Genomic DNA, 4,276 nt, shown 5'->3' on the forward strand with positions numbered 1-4,276 from the left:
CAAATCGGCGATTACGTCCTCCTCCATATTGGGTTTATTATGAATAAAATCGATGAGGAAGATGCCCTCGAATCGCTGAGGGTTTACAAAGAGATACTGGATGTGATGGATGAACAAGAGCGGCTTGCCGCGACAGCAGAGAGTGAGAACTGCCCTGAGCGTGGAGCCTGAAAAATGGGGTTGGAGCTTAAAAACCTGTATGATGACTTTCGAGATGCCGATACGATAAAAGCGTATGCGAAGATTATCGTCACCGATGCCCAAAAACTGACTCATCCGATCAACATTATGGAGGTGTGCGGCGGACATACTCACACCATCATGAAGTACGGTGTATTGCAACTCTTGCCCTCCAACATCCATTTCGTTCACGGTCCGGGATGCCCCGTATGCATCATGCCCAAAGAGCGGATCGATCATGCCTATGTGTTGAGTATGCAAGAGAGCGTCATCTTGGTGACGCTAGGCGATATGATCAAAGTCCCAGGAAGCAGTGGAAGCTTGCAAGATGCACGAAGCAAGGGGGCGGATGTTCGTTTCGTCTATTCACCGCTCGATTGTCTCAAAATCGCACAAGAGAACCCCGACAAAACGGTTATTTTCTTTGCCATCGGATTTGAGACGACGACCCCGATGACCGCCGCCCTTTTAGATACGGTGATCCGCCAAGATGTAAAAAATATCCTCTTACATGTCAACCACGTCACCGTACCCGAACCGATGCGCGCTCTGATCAGCGATAAAGCGTGTATCATCGATGCGTTTTTGGGACCCTCCCACGTCAGCGTTATCAGCGGAAGCAAAATCTACGAAGAGTTCCCGCGTGACTGGGGAAAACCCGTCGTCGTCAGCGGATTCGAGCCGGTGGACGTCATGCAATCGATCAGTATGATCGTCAAACAATTTATCGAAAATCGATGTGAACTCGAAGTGGAGTACAAACGTGCCGTGACGCGTGAGGGGAACTTAAAAGCGCAGGCGTTGAATGATAAATACTTCCAAAAAGTGGACTTTCGCTGGCGCGGTCTGGGCGACATCCCCCAAAGTGGGATGGGGCTTCGTCCTGAGTATGATCGCTACAACGCCGAAAAGATTTATGATTCTATCCTCCCCAAAGAGGAGATCAACGATCACAAACTCTGCATCTGCGGCGACATCCTAAAAGGGAAAGCTTCACCGCCGCAGTGCTCTATTTTCGGCACCGCGTGTAAACCGACCTCTCCGGTTGGAAGCTGTATGGTCAGCTCCGAGGGGGCGTGCTCCGCCTATTATAAATATGGGAATTTGGTATGAATAAAACGATTACATTAGCCCAAGGCAACGGCGGCGAAGAGAACAATGAACTGATCAAAAAGGTATTTTACAAAGCCTTTAAAAACGAGATTTTAGAGCGCAGTGAAGATGCGGCGGTGATCGGGAATTTGGCGATGAGTACCGATAGCTTTACAGTGAGTCCCCTCTTTTTTGCGGGGGCGGACATCGGGAAGCTTGCGGTGTGTGGTACGTGTAATGACCTCGCCATGATGGGGGCACAGCCGAAGTATCTGACGTGCAGTGTCATCATCGAAGAGGGATTTGAAGTTGAATCACTGGAGCGGATCGTCGAGAGCATGAGACAAGAGCTTCTTATCAATGGTGCGGTGGTCGTCAGTGGGGATACCAAGGTAGTACCGAAGGGGAGTGTGGATAAGATATTTATCAACACCACTGGGTTAGGTGAGATCGTCCAAGCGGGGATCAGTTCGAATAACGTGAGCGAAGAGGATGTGATCCTTATCAACCGTGACATCGGGTGCCATGGGGCGACGATTTTCGCCGCACGTGAGGGGATGGAGATGAGTTCTGCGTTACGCTCCGATTGTAACTCATTGTATCCGCAGGTCAAAGCCCTCATGGACGCAGGGATCAAGATCACAGCAATGCGCGATGCGACGCGAGGCGGGGTAGCGGCGGTGCTCAACGAGTGGGCACGACAATCCAACGTCTGTATCGAAGTGGACGAAGATAAGATCCCGATCAGCGATGAGGTCAAAGGGATCTGTGAGATGCTGGGCTTTGAAGCGACGGCACTGGCGAACGAGGGGACGTTTGTATTGGCGATCCACAAAGACTCTGCTGTAAAAGCGCTAGGGATACTCAAGGGTTTTGAGGTGTGCGCTATGGCTTCGGTCGTGGGAGAAGTAACCCAAAAGTATCCACAAAAGGTCATTTTAAAAAGTCCGTGGGGGACGTCACGCTTTTTAGAGACCCCTAACGGCGAATTGCTACCGAGGATCTGTTAATGCACGAATACTCTATCGTTCAAGCGCTTTTAACGCAGTGCGAGGATATTGCCAAAGAAAATGAAGCGGAATCGGTAACAAAGATCGTCGTAAAAATCGGTAAGATGAGCGGCGTTGAACCCTCATTGTTGGAGACGGCGTTTAACACCTTTAAAGAAAAAACGATCTGCGACGGAGCAAAGTTTGTGCTCAATATTCAACCGCTCGTGATTGAGTGCAAAGGGTGTGGAGTGCAAACAACGTTGGATGAAATTTACTACAAATGCCCCGCATGTGAAAGTTTGGATGTCAAAGTAATAGACGGTGAAGATATGTTTTTAATGTCGTTGGAAATGGAGTAGGGTATGCAAGAATATTGGGAATTATACATGAAAACAATCGATGGCGCTATCGCCACGGTGCAGGTCAATGCGGGGATTTCAACGGAGTTGCCGAGTGAGGATAAGTTTTACGTCGGATTTATCAAACTCTCCATGAAAATGCCCAATGAGCGAGGGCTGATAGGTGAAGATGAAGAGACACAGCTTTCGTTCATCGAAGATAAAATCGAGATGGAGGCATTGCGCTATCGTATCGGAAGTTATGTCGGAAAGATCATTTCCAAGGGTGAGATGACCTTTATCTATTACCTCAAACATGAGTTTGAATGGCCCGATGTCGTGAAAGCGGCGATGGGTGCATTTCCTGATTACGAATACACCAGTGGCTCGAAAATGGACGGTGATTGGGAGGTGTATCATAAACTCCTTTTTCCGACCCCAGTAGAGTGGCAGATTATTCAAAATCACAAAGTGTGTGATCATCTCAAAACACAGGGTGATTCGCTCCATTTACCACGGGGGATTGAGCATAAAGCTTATTTTGAAACGCTTCAGCAGAGAGATACATTTATAGAACGTATAGAATCGGAAGGATTTAAGATTAAGGAACTTATGGAACCAAGCGAAGACACTTCCATGGTCGGGATCAGCTTTTACCGTCAAGATAAACCGTTTTACTACGATATCGATACATTAACACTGCATTTGATTGATATATCGGTTCAATGCAAAGGATCCTATGACGGCTGGGAAACCAGTATCGTGAAGATTTAAGGTCACTATTTTAAGAGTAGTAGTATAGAATACTTTGATCAATTGAGCTGAACGTGTGTTCATATTACTATAATATAAAAATCAGGATGTTAGAATGAAGCGCGTATCAGAACAAACTATTAATGCTAAAAAAGAAGATCGCAAAACATCTATTATGCAAACAGCTTTGAAGCTTTTTTCGACAGAAGGATTTTATACGACAACAATGCCTGTAATTGCTAAAAAATTAGGGATGAGTGTTGGAAATTTTTATAATTATTTTTCTTCGAAAGATCAGCTCGCAAAAGAACTTATGCTCTATATCTCATCCATTTTGGGCGAGAAACTAAGAGAAATCAATCTCTCTGATAAATCAGTAAGAGAAAAAATTGATATGATTGTGCAAATGTACTTTAGGATTGCACGGGAGCGTCCTGAACTGATTGAATATTTTTTACGTATTTTTTTGTCAAACCGTGAAATATTTACGAAGGAGTGTACCGGAATGGTATGTGTTTCTGATTTTGTAACGGAATTGATGTTATTTTTTGATGATGGGGTACAAAGCGGAGTATTGAAAGATCAGGATTTTTTCAGTGCTTTGGGGCTATTTATGGGGTATTTAGGTGGAATGGTATTTTTAAACGGAGAAGAGGTGCTGCCTCAGCCATTGAGTAATTATGAAACCGTAATAGCAGAAAATATATACAATGCTTTACGAATACAATGAATCCCAAACTTAAACTCTTGTGGTTGCAGGGTGTAACCTGTAATGGTAACACCCATTCTTTTCTTAATTATCCTCATCTCTCCAGCATTCTTGATAGCTTCGAATTTCTTTATCATTCACTTTTGCCTTCCACCTATACGCTTGAGGAAATTTCATCATGTAGGCATGAATGTGATATTCTCATTTTTGAA

The 4,276-nt window shown here is 45.1% G+C and carries 6 protein-coding genes; all 6 read left to right on the plus strand.

Annotated features, from left to right (window positions below; genetic code table 11):
- A partial coding sequence (locus M0P91_RS14890) for a HypC/HybG/HupF family hydrogenase formation chaperone (protein ID WP_295069243.1) occupies window positions 1–171 on the plus strand: 171 nt, incomplete at its 5' end.
- 3 nt (window positions 172–174) lie between these two features.
- On the plus strand, window positions 175–1,293 hold the full coding sequence (gene hypD / locus M0P91_RS14895; protein WP_295069228.1) for a hydrogenase formation protein HypD: 1,119 nt from the start codon (window positions 175–177) through the stop codon (window positions 1,291–1,293).
- The gene (hypE, locus tag M0P91_RS14900) at window positions 1,290–2,282 is read left to right on the plus strand and encodes a hydrogenase expression/formation protein HypE (protein ID WP_295069231.1); all 993 of its coding nucleotides are present in this window, start codon (window positions 1,290–1,292) and stop codon (window positions 2,280–2,282) included. The genes hypD and hypE overlap by 4 nt, the downstream gene beginning before the upstream one ends.
- Window positions 2,282–2,623, plus strand: coding sequence for a hydrogenase maturation nickel metallochaperone HypA (gene hypA / locus M0P91_RS14905; RefSeq protein ID WP_295069234.1), 342 nt, complete (start codon window positions 2,282–2,284; stop codon window positions 2,621–2,623). Before hypE ends, hypA begins: the two co-directional genes overlap by 1 nt.
- Before the next feature lie 3 nt (window positions 2,624–2,626).
- Window positions 2,627–3,376 carry a DUF695 domain-containing protein gene (locus M0P91_RS14910; protein WP_295069237.1) on the plus strand — a complete coding sequence of 250 codons (750 nt, stop codon included), beginning with the start codon at window positions 2,627–2,629 and terminating at the stop codon, window positions 3,374–3,376.
- A gap of 94 nt (window positions 3,377–3,470) precedes the next feature.
- On the plus strand, window positions 3,471–4,085 hold the full coding sequence (locus M0P91_RS14915) for a TetR/AcrR family transcriptional regulator (protein WP_295069240.1): 615 nt from the start codon (window positions 3,471–3,473) through the stop codon (window positions 4,083–4,085).
- The last annotated feature ends 191 nt before the right edge of the window (window positions 4,086–4,276 follow it).

Source organism: Sulfuricurvum sp. (genome assembly GCF_023229695.1).
GTDB lineage: Bacteria > Campylobacterota > Campylobacteria > Campylobacterales > Sulfurimonadaceae > Sulfuricurvum.

Bases quoted from the DNA above. Each gene is read 5' to 3' on its own strand.
- hypD (WP_295069228.1), top strand. From the start codon at position 175: ATGGGGTTGGAGCTTAAAAACCTGTATGATGACTTTCGAGATGCCGAT.
- hypE (WP_295069231.1), top strand. From the start codon at position 1,290: ATGAATAAAACGATTACATTAGCCCAAGGCAACGGCGGCGAAGAGAAC.
- hypA (WP_295069234.1), top strand. From the start codon at position 2,282: ATGCACGAATACTCTATCGTTCAAGCGCTTTTAACGCAGTGCGAGGAT.
- M0P91_RS14910 (WP_295069237.1), top strand. From the start codon at position 2,627: ATGCAAGAATATTGGGAATTATACATGAAAACAATCGATGGCGCTATC.
- M0P91_RS14915 (WP_295069240.1), top strand. From the start codon at position 3,471: ATGAAGCGCGTATCAGAACAAACTATTAATGCTAAAAAAGAAGATCGC.